Below are 15,360 nucleotides of genomic sequence, written 5' to 3' on the forward strand. Positions count from 1 at the left end.
TGCCCCGGCGGGGGCTTTTCACTGCCGGTGAATTGCATTCTGCCCGGAGTGATGGTACAATAGGACACAGTGACTCCCGCCGCCGGACGTTTTTCCGGCAGATAGATGGAAGAAAGAAGGCTTTTTATTATGAGCATGAACACGGTTCCTGAGCGTCTGGCTGCCCTGCGGGCTGCCATGAAGGCCAACGGCGTGGACGTTTATCTGATCCCGGTGGGTGACCCGCATTCCAGCGAGTACCTGCCCGACCATTACACCTCCCTGACCTATTTCTCCGGCTTCCACGGCGAAAACTCCAACTTCGTCGTCACCCCCACCGAGAGCGCTGTCTGGGCAGACGGCCGCTACTTTGTGCAGGCGGAAAAGGAGATCGCCGGTACCGAGATCCAGCTGATGCGGATGGGTGAGCCGGGCGTGCCCACCGTGGAGGAATACTGCGGCAAGGTGCTGCCGGAGAACGGCGTGCTGGGCCTGTGCGGCCTGACCGCTTCCTGCGGGCTGGTGCGCGGCGTGCAGAAGGAGCTGGATGCCAAGAAGGGCACCATCAAGACCCTGAACCTTGAGGATGAGCTGTGGACCGAGGGCCGCCCCGCCCGGCCTGCCACCCCGGCATGGATCCTGCCCAAGGAGTATGCAGGCTTCTCCCCTGCCGAAAAGCTGGAGCGCCTGCGCGGCAAGCTCAAGGAGCTGGGCTGCACCGCACAGCTGGTGGGCAAGCTGGATAATCTGGCCTGGCTGCTGAACCTGCGCGCCATGGATATCCAGTGCACCCCCTATGCCATGTCCTACTGCTATGTGACTCCGGAGCGCGCGGTGCTCTTCATCAACACCGCACGTCTGGGCGAGGAAGCTGCCGCAGAGCTCAAGGTCAACGGCGTGGAGATCCAGGAGTACGATGATGTGCTCAAGTTCCTGGCCGCTGAGACCGAGCCCCAGACCGTGCTGGCCGACCCTGCATCCGTGAACTTTGCCGTTTACGAGACTCTGCAGAACAACGCCGCCCTGACCGTGAAGGATGAGGCCGACCCCCTGCTGCCCATGAAGGGTGTGAAGAATGAGGTCGAGCTGGCTCACGACCGCGAAGCCCATCTGCGGGATGCGGTTGCCATGGTGCGGTTCCAGAAGGAGCTGGAAGAGCGTCTGGCTGCCGGGGAAGAGCTGACCGAGCTGACTGTGGACGAGATCCTCCACAAGTACCGCTCCGCACAGGACAAATTCATCGTGGAGAGCTTTGGCACCATTGCCGCCTACGGTGGAAACGCTGCCATGATGCACTACCACGCCACCGAGGAGGACCATGCCAAGCTGGAGCGCAAGGGCTTCCTGCTGGTGGACAGCGGTGCCACCTATCTGGACGGCACCACCGATATCACCCGCACCTACCCGCTGGGTGAGCTGACCGAGGACGAAAAGCTGTTCTACACCTGGACCCTGCAGTGCCACATCGACATCGCAAAGGCTGTCTGGCTGAACTACTGCGACGGCCACATGCTGGATACCATCGCCCGTGAGCCGCTGTGGCAGCACCTCATCAACTACCGCTGCGGCACCGGCCACAGCGTCAGCTTTGTGGGCAACGTCCACGAGGGTCCCCACGCCCTGAACGGCCGCAACACCACGGTGTTCCAGCCGGGCATGATCATCACCGATGAGCCGGGCGTGTACGAGGCCGGTCAGGTGGGCATCCGCATTGAGAACGAGCTGGAGTGCTACCACAAGGCCGACAACCAGTACGGCACCTTCCTGGCCTTCCGTCCGCTGACCTTTGTGCCCATTGCCACCTCTCCTGTGGTGCCCGGTGTCCTGACCCGGGACGAGCTGGACTGGCTGAACGCCTACCACCGCGAAGTGTTTGAGAAGCTGGCTCCCCGCCTGAATGAAGAAGAGCGGGATTGGCTGGCAAAGAAGTGCGCTGCCATCGGAGCATAACCACAAAAAAGGGAGACCCCGCAGGGGGTCTCCCGATTTTGGTTTATTCTTTCCGGTTTTTCCAATATTCCTTGGCTTCCTCAATGATCTTTTTGAAGGGGCCGGAGGGGTAGGTGCTCTCGGCGATATCCACCAGGAACTTGTACAGCTGGGGCCGCACCTCCTCGTACATTCCAAGGCGGGTGTAGAGGTCTTTATAATACCGGAACGTCTGGATCTTGTTCTGCACGATGGAGGCCGGGTTGATCTGGGTGTGGCAGATGCTCTGGGGATTCTGGACGTAGTAGTAACCGGCTTTGTCAATGGAGACAAAGGTCTCGGCATACTGGATATACTGCATGTTGAACACCAGATCCTCGGCCCATTTCAGCTCGCTGGTGAACTGGATGTCATTGCCGGTGAGCAGGATGCGGCGGTAGAGCTTGTTCCAGAGCACACTGTAAAAGTAAGAGGCAGGCTTGTCCATCAGCCGCAGGGCAAAGGTGTCCTTGTCGTAGACCCCGGCGGGCAGGAAACCGTATTCCCGCACCTCAGGGGGCCGGGCAACACTCATCACGCCCAGATTGTCCTCCAGCTTTTCCAGCACCTGCTCGGGCTTTGTGGCCCCGGCGGGGATCACCATCTTGTAGGGCGCAATCACAAGATCTGCGTGGTGCGCCTCGGCGGCTTCCACCAGATGCTGGGTGAAGTCCGGGTCAATGTAGTCATCGCTGTCCACGAACTGGACATACTCGCCCCCGGCCAGCTTCAGGCCCAGGTTGCGGGTGTCGGACACGCCGGAGTTCTCCTTGTCCACCAGCACGATGCGGCTGTCCTTGGCGCGGAACTCCTCACACACGGGCAGGCTGTGATCCTTGGAGCCATCGTTCAGGATGATGAGTTCGATGTTTTTATAGGTCTGGTTCAGGATGCTGCCGATGCAGCGGGCCAGATGATTCTGAGCGTTGTATACGGGCAGGATGATGCTGACGAGCGGCTGATCCATGGCGGTGTCCCCCATTTCTTTTTTCGTCCATAATACTCCCTCATGGCGCAAAAATCAAGCGCTGTGCAGAGAGAAAGGAGGAGCGGATATGATCTTTCACATTGCGGTGTGCAGCCCGGACCCTGTGCTGCGGGGCCGGGTGCAGCGCCACTGCATGGAATATTATGCCCGCCGGGCCGATGCCTGCATTGTGGAGCAGCTGGAAAGCACAGCGGCCCTGCTGCAGCAGGAGGAAGCGGGCTCCCGGTACGAGCTCTACCTCATTGAGCTGCCTGCCGCCAACCCGTGCAGCGGCCTGCAGGCGGCAGCAGAGCTGCGCCGCCGGGGTGTGCGGGCCCCGCTGGCCTTTCTGGCCCACACCACGGCCTATGCCTACGAAGCGTTCCGGGTGGACGCGATGCAGTACCTGCATATCCCGTTCCGTCCGGAGCAGCTGACGGCCCTGCTGGACCGGGCCACCGAGCCGGAATACGGCCCGGTCATCCCGGTCACCACGGCCATGGGCCTGCGGGCCCTGCCCTTTGCGGACATCGAATATCTGGAGTGCACCCACCATGTGGTGCACTACCACCTTGCCAGCGGCGAGGACGTGGCCTCCCTTTCCCTGCGGGTGCCTTTTTCCGAGGTGGCAAAGCCCCTGCTGGCCGATGCCCGTTTTCTGCAGCCCCACCGCTCCTATGTGGTCAACCTTGCCGCCGCCGCCCAGCTCTTCTCCGGGGAGCTCTGGATGCGCAGCGGGGCACGGGTGCCCATTCCCCGGGGGCGTGAGCCCGCCGTAAGGGCGGCGTTCCGGGCGTTTCTGGAAGGATAGGGTGTCTTACAGGAGCAGCTCGTTTTCTTTGCGGTCGGAACAGCGGGCTCTCAGGAAATCGGTCACCTGTGCAACAATGGCGGCATCCACAGACCGGGCGTGAACCGGACAGCGGGAAACACAGCGCATACAGGTAATGCACCTGGACGGATCGGTAACGGTGAAGTTATCGTAGGAGATGGCTCCCACGGGGCATTCCCGTGCACAGAGTCCGCAGGAAGTGCAATTGGCATTGACAGTGGGAATCAGCCCGGCCCGCTTCGCTTTGCAGTTATGCTCTCCGGGAATTGGCGGGCAGGTATCGGAGCCGGAAGTGAATTTTTCGAGGATCTGCTTGCCGAAAGCGGTCAGCTGCTGGCAATCGGCATCGTCCGGACGGCCGGCGGCAAATTCAGGCAGCAGACTGTGTGCCGCAATGGCAGAAACTGTGGCAATGGGCTGGAACCCGGCGTTCCGGGCATAGTCTTCCATCTGGGCAAGGGTGTTATCAACGGCACGGTTGCCGTAGACCGCTGCCAGGGTGCAGCGGGCACCATTGCCCTGTAAGAGCGCCAGACGGTCCAGAGCGGGCTGAGGTGCCATGGCTTCAAAAGCAGGCATTGCGATCAGCACCAGATCGTCTTTGCCAAATGGCACAGCAGGTGCGGTAAAGTTCTGTGCGGACAAATCGATGGTCTGCACCTCCGGCCAGGTCTCGGTGAGCGCCTTTGCAACACGTTCCGTGCCGCCGGTGGGGCTGAAAATGAGTTGGAAGCAGGTCATAAGAAATCCTCCTTGATGTAAAAAATAAAACTACATCTTAAAATGGAGTATACCACTGAAAAGATGTAGTGTCAATATTTACACCAAAAGGAAGATGCGATAAAATAAGAGAGGGAGGGTTACGCCTATGCACATCAGCAATAAATGTTCCATTGCGGTTCACTGTCTGGTTTTTCTTTCAGAGTACGGTGAAAGGGAAAAAGTGACCAGTGAACTGCTTTCATGTTCGACAGGGTGCAACCCAGTCACCATCCGCAATATCCTCAGTGCCCTGAAAAAAGACGAGATCATCACGGTAAAGCCCGGCACGGGCGGTGCGGCGCTTGCTCTGCCGCCGGAGAAGATCGATCTGTATCGGATCTGTTCTGTCGTAGACCCGGAGGCGATTGATAAAATGATCGGGATCCATGGTTCTCCTTCGCCCTTTTGTCCGGTGGGCCGGAACATCGGCAATGTGCTGGGCAAAACCTACGATACGTTGAAAAATAATTTGATCGCCAGTATGAAAACCATCACGCTGGAACAGATCCTTGCCGATTATCACGCGGTTCTGGCAGAAGAAAAAAATAAGAAGAGCTGAAAATGTAAAACCCCGCCTTTTTGGCGGGGTTTTATTGCTGTATCCTTATACCTTATTCCAGTCCAGCTCCGTCCAGTCGGTCAGGAACTGGTCGCTGACCTCCCGCAGGGCGGGTTCATCGGACTTGCTGGCGGCATCGGCGATGCCGATGACGTGGAAGCCTGCGTCGTGGGCGGTGCGGGCGGCGTAGAGGGAATCCTCACAGACAACGCACCGGTCAGGGTCAGTGCCGCCCAGGCGTGCAAGGGTCTGGAAAAATACATCCGGCCTGCTCTTGTGGAGCGCCCCCTGTGCCTCCACATAAAAGTCGAAATATTCATCGATGCCCAAACGGGTGAGCACGGTGCGGCACTGGGCGCTCCAGGTGTTGGAGCAGATGCACATGCGGGCACCCTCGGCCTTCAGGCGGGCCAGCAGCTCCCGCACGCCGGGCTTGAGCTCCACGGTCTCGTAGAGCTTTGTGATAACATCCCACATCACATCGTTGTAGTCCTCCATTTTCAGGGGCAGGTCATACTCCCGGATGAGGTAGGCCGCGCCATCGGCCATGCCCATGGTCAGGAGCGTTTTGTGGAGGTCAGATTTTGGGGTGCGGCCATAGCGGGCCAGCAGGGCATCGGGCGCACCCTCCCATACCACGGTCATGCTGTCGGTCAGGGTGCCGTCCATATCAAAGATCCAGTTGTTGCAGTGCATTGTTTTACCTCCACCATCGTTTCACACAAGTTAACAAAATTATACCATGGATTTTGTTCCAAAAACAGGGAGAATTTTTCCGGAAAATATGGTATACTTCTGACAGATTTCCAAAGAATGACTAGGAGGCGTTCCAGATGGCACAGAATGATACCCCGGTCAAGGCACTGGTGCTGGCAGGCGGCGGTGCGCGCGGCAGCTATCAGGTGGGTGTGTGGCGTGCCCTGACCGAGCTGGGCTGGCGGCCCCAGATCATCACCGGCACCAGTGTGGGCAGCCTGAACGGTGCCATGTTTGCACTGGACCTGTACGAAACGGCCCGGGATATGTGGATGAGCATCCGCAGCCAGGACGTGATGGAGCTGCCGGAGGAAAACGCCGACCTCTCTGAACTGCACGCCTTCCTGCGGGAAGTGGTGCGGGACGGCGGCATGGACGTGACCCCGCTGGAAGAGATCGTGGAGCGGGTGCTGGATGAGGATGCCCTGCGGGCTTCGCCCACCCGGTTCGGCCTTGTCACTGTGGAAAAGCGGGGGCTGAAGCCCCGGGAGCTGACGCTGGAGGATATCCCGGCGGGCAAGGTGAAGGATTACCTGCTGGCCTCTGCCGCCTGTTTCCCCGCCCTGCGGGCAAAGCAGATCGACGGGGTGCAGTTCCTGGATGGCGGCTACCGGGACAATATGCCCACCGCGCTGGCCCAGAAGATGGGCGCGGAGGAGCTGGTCTGTGTTGATCTGGAAGGGGTGGGCATCACCCTGCCCAACCGCACCGGCCTGCCCACCACCATGATCCGCAGCTACTGGGAGCTGGGGGACATCCTCCACTTTGACCCCGATACCGCCAGACGGAACATGGAACTGGGCTACTACGATACCCGCCGCGCCATGGGATACCTGCGGGGCTGCGCCTATGCCGTTTCCACCAGCGCCGAGAGCTGTGAGGATGCCGCCGCCTTTGCGTGGAAATTCCAGCAGGTGCAGAAGGCGGTGCGGGAAAAATACCCCGTGACCCTGACAGCGGATGCGGCCCTGCTGCTGGCCAACATGAAGGATGCCCAGCTGGCCCCGCTGGAAGCTGCCGCCGAGGATGCGGGCGTGGACCCCACCGTGTTCTATACCACCCGGACACTGGCGGAAGCCTTTTTGGAAAAATGCGACCGGGAGCGCATCGAGAGCTTTGCGCCCCTGTTTGAGGGCAGCGGCAATGCGGCACAGGCCGCACGGGCCGCTCTGCTGCCCAATACGTTCTTACAGGCATTGGTCTGCCGTGCCCTTACCGGGCCGGTACTGCCGGAGGTGATCGAGGAATGAAGGTCTATCAGGGACACAGCGCCTCGCCGGGCCTTGTGATGGGAAAGGTGAGCCGGTTGGAGCGCTGGCACGAAAATTTTTCTGCCGGGCCGTTCAACGCGGAACGGGAACAGCGTCTGCTGGAAAACGCTGTCCGGACAGCCCAGCGTGAGCTGGACGGCATGGCAGACCGCAGCGGCCCCACGGAGCAGGCCATCTTCCTGTTCCAGAGCATGATGCTGGAAGATGAAGGCTTTATGAACGAGGTCAAATTCCAGATCAAGGCGGGCATCAGCGCTGCCGAAGCCATGTACCGTGCGGGCAACCGCTATGCGGAGCAGCTTGCGGCCATGGAGGACAACGCCTACATGCAGCTGCGCAGTGCGGATATTCTGGATGCCGCCCGCCGCGTGGTGAACGTGCTGACCAACCGTCCCCGGGTCTGGCTGGCGCTGGATCACCCGGTGATCCTGGCGGCAGAGATGCTGATGCCCAGCGATCTGTTCAGCGTTCCGGCGGGAATGATCCTGGGCATCATCACTTCGGAGGGCAATAAGCAGAGCCACGCGGCGATCATTGCGCGGGCCATGCACATTCCCTGCGTGGTGCAGGTGGGACGGGAGTTTCTGGACGACTGCGACGGCCGCACCGTGGTGCTGGATGCCAACAACGGCGAGTGCATCCTGGACCCGGATGCCAACACCCGTCAGCAGGCGGTCAGCCGCATCTGCGAGCTGCAGTGGGAGAGCGCGGAAGCCGCCCGCATCAGCGTCCTGCCCAACCGGACAAAGGATGATGTGCCGTTTGAGCTTCTGGCCAACTGCTACGGGCAGGAGGATATTGAATCGGCGCTGCAGGCAGGCGCTTCCGGCGTGGGCCTGCTGCGCAGCGGCTACATGATGCTGCCGGGCCGCCCGGTGGACGAGCAGGAGCAGTTCGTGTTCTATCAATCCTGCCTTGCCGCCGCAAAGGGCGGTGTGGTGACAGTGCGCACCTTTGATTTTGGTGTGGACCGCGCCATGGCCGATATCCATAGGGGGCTGGAATCCTCCAAGCTGGGCCTGCGGGGCATCCGCAGCAGCCTGCGCCAGACTCACCAGTTTGAGACGCAGATCTGCGCCCTGCTCCGGGCGGCAGCCCACGGCCCCCTGCGGGTCATGTTCCCCATGGTGACCAACCTCGAAGATTGGGATGAGGCCATGCGGCTGGTAGCGCACTGCCGCCAGCTGCTGCGGGAGCGCGGAGAGGAGTTTGACCCGGACACGCCCTTTGGCGTGATGTTCGGGGTGCCCTCGGCCTGCCTGACGGCAGAGGAATTCGTGGAGCATGGGTGCAATTTCTTTGTCATCGAGACGAACGACCTGACCCAGTACACCCACGCGGTGGATCGGGATATCTCCATTGCCGAGCGCTACTACCGCCCGGCCAGCCACGCGATGAAAAAGCTCATCCGCATGGTGGTGGAGGCTGCCCGGGAGGGCGGGATCCCCGTGACCATCTGCGGCAGCGCGGTGAGCAATCCGGTCAACACCCTGCAATATCTGCAGCTGGGCCTGCGGAGCTTCTCGGTCAGCCCGCAAAACCTCATTGAGGTGAAAAAAGCGCTGATGAACGCGAAAATAAAGTAAACAAAAAGGACGGCCTGCGCCGTCCTTTTTGTATATGTGGAAATAAAAATTACTCCAAGTTGCCCGTCAGGGTCATTACGGCGGAGAGCACCGCCAGCGGGGCGGTCTCGCACCGGAGGATGCGGGGGCCGAGGCCGACCGTTTTCACACCGGCATTGGCGGCCATTTCAGCCTCTTCCACGGCAAAGCCGCCCTCGGCACCGGTGATGAGGGCGATCTTCAGCCGCTGGCCGTCGGCAGGCTGTGCGTCTGCCAGCAGCTGGCGCAGGGGCGCGCCGCCCAGCTCGTAGCAGAAGAGCACGAGATCGTACCCTTCCAGACTGCGGCAGAGGGCCCCGAAATTGGGCAGGGGCAGGGCGACATCCGGCAGCACGCCCCGGCCGCACTGCTTGGCGGCTTCAAAGGCGATGCGGTTGTAGCGCTCGTTTTTCTGCTCCTCCTTTTTGGGGGCGGCCACGCAGTACCGGCTGAAGAAGGGTACAAAGTGGGTGCAGCCCAGCTCCACGCCGTGGCGGATGACCTGTTCCAGTTTGTCCTGCTTGGGGTAACCCACGAACAGGGTCACTTCCACGCTGGGCTCGGCGGCGCTGGGATAGCCCGGCTCCACGCTGAACTCCACCGTCTCCGGCCCGAAGCCGGTGATGGTGGCGGTGTATTCCACGGCGTTGCCGTCACATAAGATGACAGTGTCCCAAAGCTTGCCCCGCATCACGCGGGAAAGATGATGGGCATCGGCCCCCCGCAGGGTGGCGGTGCCATTGGAGATTTCGGTTGTAAAGTAGCGATGCGGCATAAAAATAAACTCCTGTTTCCCTCATTACCGGCAAAACTGGCCGGTATGCCAAGGGCTCCCCTATTAGGGGAGCTGGCGCGAAGCGCCTGAGAGGTTTAATTCGACTTTTTACAAATAATACACTCCCAGCCGCGCTTCTCCTTCACTTCCTGCACGGTCAGGCCGGCGGCTTCCAAAGCGGCGATCACCTCGTCCTTGCGGCTGTCGATGATGCCGCTGGCAATAAAGGTGGCGTTTTCGGCCATCAGGCCGGGCACGGCGGGGGCAAGGCTGATGATGGCGTTTGCCACGATGTTGGCGGTGATGATGTCGTATCTGCCGCTGGCCTTGTCGGACAGGTCGCCCACCAGAACGGTCAGCTTGTCGGCCACGCCGTTCAGGGCCGCATTCTCGCCTGCGGTGCGCACGGCCACGGGGTCGATGTCCACGCCCTCGGCACTGCCTGCGCCCAGCTTGAGGGCGGCAATGGCAAGGATGCCGCTGCCGGTGCCGATGTCCAGCACCCGCTCACCGCCCCTGACCCCCTCGTCCAGCGCTTCCAGGCAGAGGCTGGTGGTCTCGTGGCCGCCGGTGCCAAAGGCAAGGCCGGGGTCAAGGATCAGCTTGACGCGGTCGGTGTCGTACTCCTGCCAGGAGGGCACGATGGCCAGCCGTTTTCCAATGTCCATGGGGTGGTAGTATTTGCGCCAGCCGTTCTGCCAGTCTTCCTGCTCCACGCCCTCGGTCTCCACGGTGTAGGCGATGCCTGCCGCTTCCATCCGGGCCTGAATGAGGGCCAGCGTCTCCACGGGGGAAGCGCCCGGCTCCAGATACATGTGGATGATCACAGTGTCGCGGGGCTTGTCCAGCAGCTCCTGTTCGATCAGATCCACATGGGCGATCTCGGCCACCTGCTGCTCGATGTCGCTGTAATCCTCGATATAGATGCCGCCCTCGGCGATCATGGTGGCAACGGCCTCGGCGTTATCGGCATCGGCCTTGGCCACGGTCAGGCGGATATCAGTCCATTCCATAAAAAGAACCTCCCTGGGTCTTGTGTTTTCTATTTATAAGTATAGTACCCGATTCCGGCGCGGGATGCAAGCGGTTTGGGGAGAAAGGGCAAAAGAAAAGTTTTTTCAAAATCCTGCTCTGAAATGCGCAATAATTCCAAAAAGTTTTTCACGAAAGATGCAAATTCAAGGATTTTTGGTGCAAAATTGCGAAAACGGGCGTGAACCCTATTCCTTTTTTTCGGAGGATGTGTTAAAATATTGTTACGCAATTATGGACAGCCTGCAACCAGAGGCCTCCATAACAACAACATTCTTTAAGGAGGAATGTGTCTTATGATGAAGTATCTCCAGAAACTGGGCAAAGCTCTGATGCTTCCCGTCGCTGTGCTGCCGATCTGCGGCATCCTGATGGGTCTCGGCTATGCTCTGGCCCCGGGTGTCATGGGTGTCCCCGGTGCTGCAACTTCCGGTGCAGCTTACACCGTTGGCTTCCTGCTGGTCAAGGCAGGCGGCGCTCTGATCGATAACATGGCATGGCTGTTCGCCATCGGCGCAGCCGTGGGCCTGGCTGATGACCACGACGGTACCGCTGGTCTGGCTGGCCTGGTCAGCTACCTGATGATGCAGCAGCTGCTGAGCCCCGGCGTGGTCAGCATGGTGCGCACCCTGGAAGAGGGCACCGCTACCTACATCGCTTTCCAGAAGGTGGCCGGCAACTCTTTCATTGGCATCCTGGCCGCTGTGGTGGGTGCAGCCTGCTACAACAAGTTCAAGAGCACCCAGATGCCTGACTGGCTGGCATTCTTCTCCGGCAAGCGCTTCGTTGCGATTGCCACCGGCCTGATCTCCATCGTTGTTTCTGTCGCTCTGCTGTTCGTCTGGCCCGTCATCTTCGATGCACTGGTCGCCATTGGCAGAGGCATCGCAGGCATGGACGGCATCGGTGCTGGCATCTACGCTTTCCTGAACCGTCTGCTGATCCCCACCGGCCTGCACCACGCTCTGAACAATGTGTTCTGGTTCGACACCATCGGCCTGGGCGACCTGTCCCACTTCTGGGCAGGCGAGACCTCTGCTGATGTGGGCTGGAGCCTGGGTATGTACATGTCCGGCTTCTTCCCCTGCATGATGTTCGGTATCGCCGGTGCTGCACTGGCCATGGTCCGTACCGCCAAGAACAAGAAGGCTGCCATCGGTCTGGTTCTGTCCGCTGCTATCTGCGCCTTCGTCTGCGGCGTTACCGAGCCCTTCGAGTTCGGCTTCATGTTCCTGTGCTTCCCGCTGTACGTTGTGTACTCCGCTCTGTACGGCATCTTCACCATCATCACCTACTACTCCGGTTTCCGTGCTGGCTTCTGCTTCTCCGCAGGTGCTACCGACCTGGTGTTCTCCGCTTCTCTGCCTGCAGCTGCTAAGACCTGGATGATCATTCCTCTGGGCATCGCTGCATTCGTGGTGTTCTACTTCGTGTTCTACTTCGCCATCACCAAGTTCGACCTGAAGACCCCCGGCCGTGAGGACGAGGATGCCGAAGAGGCTGAGAAGAAGGTCGTTCTGGCCAACAACAACTACACTGAGGTTGCTGCTGGCGTGCTGAAGGCCATCGGCGGCAAGGAGAACGTCTCCAGCGTGGACTACTGCGCTACCCGCCTGCGCTTCACCATTAAGGACTACACCGCTGTGGATGAAAAGGCTGTGAAGGCTGCCGGTGCTGCCGGTGTCATCCGCCCCGACAAGACCACTTGCCAGGTCATCATCGGCACCAAGGTGCAGTTCGTGTATGATGAGCTGAAGAAGATGCTGTAAGCATCCTTCTGAGCACGTTTCCGTGCGGAAGGCTGGTTGCTTCCGCATCCATCCCCAAACTGTAAAAATGCCGCTGAGGGCGGGCGTTTACGCCCCGCTTTCGGCGGCATTTTGTTTTGTTCACAAACCGGCTACCCTTTTGGCCGGAAAATATGCTATACTGAAAACAACAAAGCAAAATAACAGGAGGTTCCCCATTATGAAGATCATTCGTGCAAAAGATTACAAGGACATGTCCCGCAAGGCTGCCAACATCATCTCCGCACAGGTCATTATGAAGCCCAACTGCGTGCTGGGTCTGGCGACCGGCGGCACCCCTGTTGGCGCATACGCTCAGCTGGTGGACTGGTACAACAAGGGCGACCTGGATTTCTCTGAGGTCACCACCGTCAATCTGGACGAGTACCGCGGCCTGCCCAAGGAGCACCCCGAAAGCTATTGGAGCTTTATGCACAAGAACCTGTTTGACAAGGTCAACATCCGCCCCGAGGCCATCCACCTGCCCGACGGCACCAACCCCGATGCTGCGGATGCCTGCAAAAAGTACAACGAGATCATCCACAGCGTGGGCGGCATCGACCTGCAGCTGCTGGGCCTTGGCCCCAACGGCCACATCGGCTTCAACGAGCCGGGCGAGGCCTTTGAGCTGGAGACCCACTGCGTGGATCTGACCCCTGCCACCATCGAGGCCAACAAGCGCTTCTTTGACGGCAACGAGGATCTGGTGCCCAAGCAGGCCTACACCATGGGCATCAAGACCATCATGCAGGCCCGCAAGGTGCTGGTGGTGGCCAACGGTCTGGCAAAGGCCAAGGCAGTCAAGGCGGTCGTCTCCGGCCCTGTGACCCCCGAGTGCCCGGGCTCCATCCTGCAGATGCACCCCGACTGCATTCTTGTGGCCGATGAGGAAGCACTGAGCCTGCTGTAATGAAACCTCTCCGTCATTGCTGCGCAATGCCACCTCCCCTAATGAGGGGAGGCCTTGGCAGCCGATTTCAGTGAATCTTTTTGCCAAAGGCTCCCCTACAAGGGGAGCTGGCGGGCGCAAGCCCGACTGAGAGGTTGCACGAAGGAAAGCGTGAGAATAAGAATATGATCATCAAAAATGCTCTGATTTATACCCCCCGCCACACCTTTGAGGAGGGGAGCCTGACCATCCGGGAAGGGCGCATCGTGCCCTTTGCACAGCCGGAGGAAGGCGAGGAAATCGTGGATGCCAAGGGCGCTTACGCTCTGCCGGGCCTGGTGGATATCCACTTCCACGGTGCCATGGGCAAGGATTTCTGTGACGGCAATGAAGAAGCCATCCAGACCCTGGCCGATTTTGAGGCCGGTAAGGGCGTGCTGGCCATCTGCCCTGCCACCATGACTTTCTCAGAAGAGATTCTGAACGGTGTGATGGATGCTGCCGCCGCCCATCAAAACGGCAGAGGCGCAGACCTTGTGGGCATCAACATGGAGGGACCCTTCATCAGCCCCAACAAGGTGGGTGCCCAGAACCCGGAGTATCTCCACAAGGCGGATGTTGCAATGTTCCGCCGCCTGCAGAAGCGGGCAAACGGCCTGATCAAGCTGGTGGATATCGCCCCGGAGGAGCCGGGTGCGCTGGAGTTCATTGCTGCCTGCCATGACGAGGTGCGCATCTCCATTGCCCACACCTGCACCAGCTACGACACCGCCAACGCCGCCTTTGACGCAGGCGCGACCCACATGACCCACCTGTACAACGCCATGCCCGGCATCACCCACCGGGAGCCCGGCCCCATCATTGCAGCGCTGGAACGGGGCGCGGAGGTGGAGCTCATCACCGACAACGTTCACATCCACCCGGCCATGGTGCGGTTCACCTTCAACACCTTCGGGGATGACCATGTCATCCTGATCGCCGACAGCATGATGGCCTGCGGCCTGCCCGATGGCCAGTACAGCCTGGGCGGTCAGGCGGTCACGGTCAGCGGCCCCCGTGCCACCCTGACTGAGCACCCCGGCACCATTGCGGGCAGTGCCACCTGCCTGTACGACTGCATGAAGCGTGCCGTGCTGGAGATGAATGTCCCGCTGGAAAGCGCTGTCCGCGCCGCCAGCGAAAACCCCGCCAAGAGCATTGGCATCGACAATGATTACGGCAGTCTGGCTGCAGGCCGCTATGGCAATGTGATCCTGGCAGACAAGGAACTGAATATTCAGGCTGTCTACCAGAAAGGAACCCGTATCGTATGAACCCCGAGAACCTGACCTGGCGGCTGCTGACCGCCGAAGAGCTGACGGACGTTTACCTGAACGAGATGCGCCGGGATTTTCCTGCCGGAGAGCTGAAGCCCCTGAGCATGATCCTGAACAGCGAGGCCGCCGGTACCGCCCACACCTGGGGCGTGTATGAGGACGACGCGCTGGTGGCGTATCTGTTGATGGTGCGGCCCGTGGGCTGTGAGGTGAGCCAGCTGGACTACTTTGCCGTTCTGCCCCAGTATCGGGCCGGCGGCATCGGAGCCGTTCTGCTGGCCGCCCTGCCTGACCACGAGAAGGGCGCGCAGGCCATCCTCATTGAAGCGGAGTGCCCCGAAAAAGCCGAGGACGAGGCCATGGCCGTGCGCCGCCTGGGCTTTTACGCCCGGTGCGGGGCCAAGGACACCGGCTGGACAGAGCATCTCTTTGATGCCTGGTTCCGGGTGCTGGTGCTCCCCTGCTGCGGCGGAAAGGTGCGCAGCCCCGAGGAAGCCGTGCGGCAGCTGACAGACTGCTACCGCCGCACCATGGGCGAGCCCCAGTGGCGCAGGAACGTCACCTTCTACCGCCCCGATGGCGTGGAGGTCGAGCTTTAACGACGGTGCTTTGTCCATCCGTGCGGACTTTCCCGATATGCCAAGGGCCCCACTATTAGGGGCAACAGCAACAACCGCCGCCAGTGGCGGATAAAGGGCGTTGCTGTTGGGGCCGCGGCCAGCAAGACATAAGTGTTGTTTACAACACGAGATGGATGCTGGGAGCCGCAACCCGTACTTGTCGAGCGTAGCGAGACTGAGGGGTTGAATTCTGTCCCTTGACAGTCTGGGTAAATATGGTACTATGGTGATAGGAACAAACCA

The 15,360-nt window shown here is 60.2% G+C and carries 14 protein-coding genes; 9 read left to right on the forward strand and 5 right to left on the reverse strand.

Annotation, left to right across the window (positions count from 1 at the left end):
- Positions 1-129: 129 nt before the first annotated feature.
- Positions 130-1,929 (forward strand): aminopeptidase P family N-terminal domain-containing protein, encoded by a 1,800-nt coding sequence (locus ACKXGA_RS10455; RefSeq protein ID WP_423729456.1) that lies wholly within the window; start codon positions 130-132, stop codon positions 1,927-1,929.
- Between the two features lie 43 nt (positions 1,930-1,972).
- Here ACKXGA_RS10455 and ACKXGA_RS10460 read toward each other — a convergent pair whose 3' ends face one another.
- A complete protein-coding gene (locus ACKXGA_RS10460; protein WP_242995001.1) occupies positions 1,973-2,914 on the reverse strand; it encodes a glycosyltransferase family 2 protein in 942 nt (313 codons plus the stop codon).
- Between the two features lie 88 nt (positions 2,915-3,002).
- Here ACKXGA_RS10460 and ACKXGA_RS10465 point away from each other — a divergent pair, with 88 nt between their 5' ends.
- On the forward strand, positions 3,003-3,725 hold the full coding sequence (locus ACKXGA_RS10465) for a LytR/AlgR family response regulator transcription factor (RefSeq protein ID WP_423729457.1): 723 nt from the start codon (positions 3,003-3,005) through the stop codon (positions 3,723-3,725).
- A gap of 6 nt (positions 3,726-3,731) precedes the next feature.
- Here ACKXGA_RS10465 and ACKXGA_RS10470 read toward each other — a convergent pair whose 3' ends face one another.
- Positions 3,732-4,487: a 4Fe-4S binding protein gene (locus tag ACKXGA_RS10470; RefSeq protein WP_423729458.1), complete on the reverse strand. Its 756-nt coding sequence runs from the start codon at positions 4,485-4,487 to the stop codon at positions 3,732-3,734.
- 127 nt (positions 4,488-4,614) lie between these two features.
- Between ACKXGA_RS10470 and ACKXGA_RS10475 the strand changes: the two genes are divergently transcribed.
- On the forward strand, positions 4,615-5,067 hold the full coding sequence (locus ACKXGA_RS10475) for an RrF2 family transcriptional regulator (RefSeq protein ID WP_423729459.1): 453 nt from the start codon (positions 4,615-4,617) through the stop codon (positions 5,065-5,067).
- A 45-nt stretch (positions 5,068-5,112) separates the two neighbouring features.
- Here the strand turns inward: ACKXGA_RS10475 and ACKXGA_RS10480 are convergent, their stop codons facing one another.
- Positions 5,113-5,763 carry an HAD family hydrolase gene (locus ACKXGA_RS10480; RefSeq protein WP_423729460.1) on the reverse strand — a complete coding sequence of 217 codons (651 nt, stop codon included), beginning with the start codon at positions 5,761-5,763 and terminating at the stop codon, positions 5,113-5,115.
- 137 nt (positions 5,764-5,900) lie between these two features.
- On the opposite strand from ACKXGA_RS10480, the gene ACKXGA_RS10485 reads away from it, so the two are divergent.
- Both ACKXGA_RS10485 and ACKXGA_RS10490 read left to right on the forward strand, forming a co-directional pair.
- The gene (locus ACKXGA_RS10485) at positions 5,901-7,073 is read left to right on the forward strand and encodes a patatin-like phospholipase family protein (protein ID WP_423729461.1); all 1,173 of its coding nucleotides are present in this window, start codon (positions 5,901-5,903) and stop codon (positions 7,071-7,073) included.
- Entirely contained in the window at positions 7,070-8,680 is a 1,611-nt protein-coding gene (locus ACKXGA_RS10490; RefSeq protein ID WP_423729462.1) for a phosphoenolpyruvate--protein phosphotransferase, read from the forward strand. Before ACKXGA_RS10485 ends, ACKXGA_RS10490 begins: the two co-directional genes overlap by 4 nt.
- A gap of 49 nt (positions 8,681-8,729) precedes the next feature.
- On the opposite strand, the gene ACKXGA_RS10495 is transcribed toward ACKXGA_RS10490, so the two are convergent.
- On the reverse strand, positions 8,730-9,473 hold the full coding sequence (locus tag ACKXGA_RS10495; protein WP_423729463.1) for an RsmE family RNA methyltransferase: 744 nt from the start codon (positions 9,471-9,473) through the stop codon (positions 8,730-8,732).
- A gap of 95 nt (positions 9,474-9,568) precedes the next feature.
- Positions 9,569-10,486 (reverse strand): 50S ribosomal protein L11 methyltransferase, encoded by a 918-nt coding sequence (gene prmA, locus ACKXGA_RS10500; RefSeq protein ID WP_423729464.1) that lies wholly within the window; start codon positions 10,484-10,486, stop codon positions 9,569-9,571.
- 315 nt (positions 10,487-10,801) lie between these two features.
- Here prmA and ACKXGA_RS10505 point away from each other — a divergent pair, with 315 nt between their 5' ends.
- From ACKXGA_RS10505 to ACKXGA_RS10520, 4 genes are all read left to right on the forward strand, one after another.
- Positions 10,802-12,274 carry a PTS transporter subunit EIIC gene (locus tag ACKXGA_RS10505; protein WP_005928700.1) on the forward strand — a complete coding sequence of 491 codons (1,473 nt, stop codon included), beginning with the start codon at positions 10,802-10,804 and terminating at the stop codon, positions 12,272-12,274.
- A 199-nt stretch (positions 12,275-12,473) separates the two neighbouring features.
- On the forward strand, positions 12,474-13,202 hold the full coding sequence (gene nagB / locus ACKXGA_RS10510; RefSeq protein ID WP_035393193.1) for a glucosamine-6-phosphate deaminase: 729 nt from the start codon (positions 12,474-12,476) through the stop codon (positions 13,200-13,202).
- Between the two features lie 164 nt (positions 13,203-13,366).
- Complete coding sequence (gene nagA / locus ACKXGA_RS10515) at positions 13,367-14,494, forward strand: N-acetylglucosamine-6-phosphate deacetylase (protein WP_005928694.1); 1,128 nt, start codon at positions 13,367-13,369, stop codon at positions 14,492-14,494.
- Complete coding sequence (locus tag ACKXGA_RS10520) at positions 14,491-15,096, forward strand: GNAT family N-acetyltransferase (RefSeq protein WP_423729465.1); 606 nt, start codon at positions 14,491-14,493, stop codon at positions 15,094-15,096. The genes nagA and ACKXGA_RS10520 overlap by 4 nt, the downstream gene beginning before the upstream one ends.
- Positions 15,097-15,360: the final 264 nt, after the last annotated feature.

This window comes from Faecalibacterium hominis (ex Afrizal et al. 2022), from assembly GCF_049545105.1.
Lineage (GTDB): Bacteria > Bacillota > Clostridia > Oscillospirales > Ruminococcaceae > Faecalibacterium > Faecalibacterium duncaniae.

Excerpts from the sequence above, each read along its gene's own strand:
- ACKXGA_RS10455 (WP_423729456.1), top strand. The coding sequence starts at position 130 with ATGAGCATGAACACGGTTCCTGAGCGTCTGGCTGCCCTGCGGGCTGCC.
- ACKXGA_RS10460 (WP_242995001.1), bottom strand. The coding sequence starts at position 2,914 with ATGGATCAGCCGCTCGTCAGCATCATCCTGCCCGTATACAACGCTCAG.
- ACKXGA_RS10465 (WP_423729457.1), top strand. The coding sequence starts at position 3,003 with ATGATCTTTCACATTGCGGTGTGCAGCCCGGACCCTGTGCTGCGGGGC.
- ACKXGA_RS10470 (WP_423729458.1), bottom strand. The coding sequence starts at position 4,487 with ATGACCTGCTTCCAACTCATTTTCAGCCCCACCGGCGGCACGGAACGT.
- ACKXGA_RS10475 (WP_423729459.1), top strand. The coding sequence starts at position 4,615 with ATGCACATCAGCAATAAATGTTCCATTGCGGTTCACTGTCTGGTTTTT.
- ACKXGA_RS10480 (WP_423729460.1), bottom strand. The coding sequence starts at position 5,763 with ATGCACTGCAACAACTGGATCTTTGATATGGACGGCACCCTGACCGAC.
- ACKXGA_RS10485 (WP_423729461.1), top strand. The coding sequence starts at position 5,901 with ATGGCACAGAATGATACCCCGGTCAAGGCACTGGTGCTGGCAGGCGGC.
- ACKXGA_RS10490 (WP_423729462.1), top strand. The coding sequence starts at position 7,070 with ATGAAGGTCTATCAGGGACACAGCGCCTCGCCGGGCCTTGTGATGGGA.
- ACKXGA_RS10495 (WP_423729463.1), bottom strand. The coding sequence starts at position 9,473 with ATGCCGCATCGCTACTTTACAACCGAAATCTCCAATGGCACCGCCACC.
- prmA (WP_423729464.1), bottom strand. The coding sequence starts at position 10,486 with ATGGAATGGACTGATATCCGCCTGACCGTGGCCAAGGCCGATGCCGAT.
- ACKXGA_RS10505 (WP_005928700.1), top strand. The coding sequence starts at position 10,802 with ATGATGAAGTATCTCCAGAAACTGGGCAAAGCTCTGATGCTTCCCGTC.
- nagB (WP_035393193.1), top strand. The coding sequence starts at position 12,474 with ATGAAGATCATTCGTGCAAAAGATTACAAGGACATGTCCCGCAAGGCT.
- nagA (WP_005928694.1), top strand. The coding sequence starts at position 13,367 with ATGATCATCAAAAATGCTCTGATTTATACCCCCCGCCACACCTTTGAG.
- ACKXGA_RS10520 (WP_423729465.1), top strand. The coding sequence starts at position 14,491 with ATGAACCCCGAGAACCTGACCTGGCGGCTGCTGACCGCCGAAGAGCTG.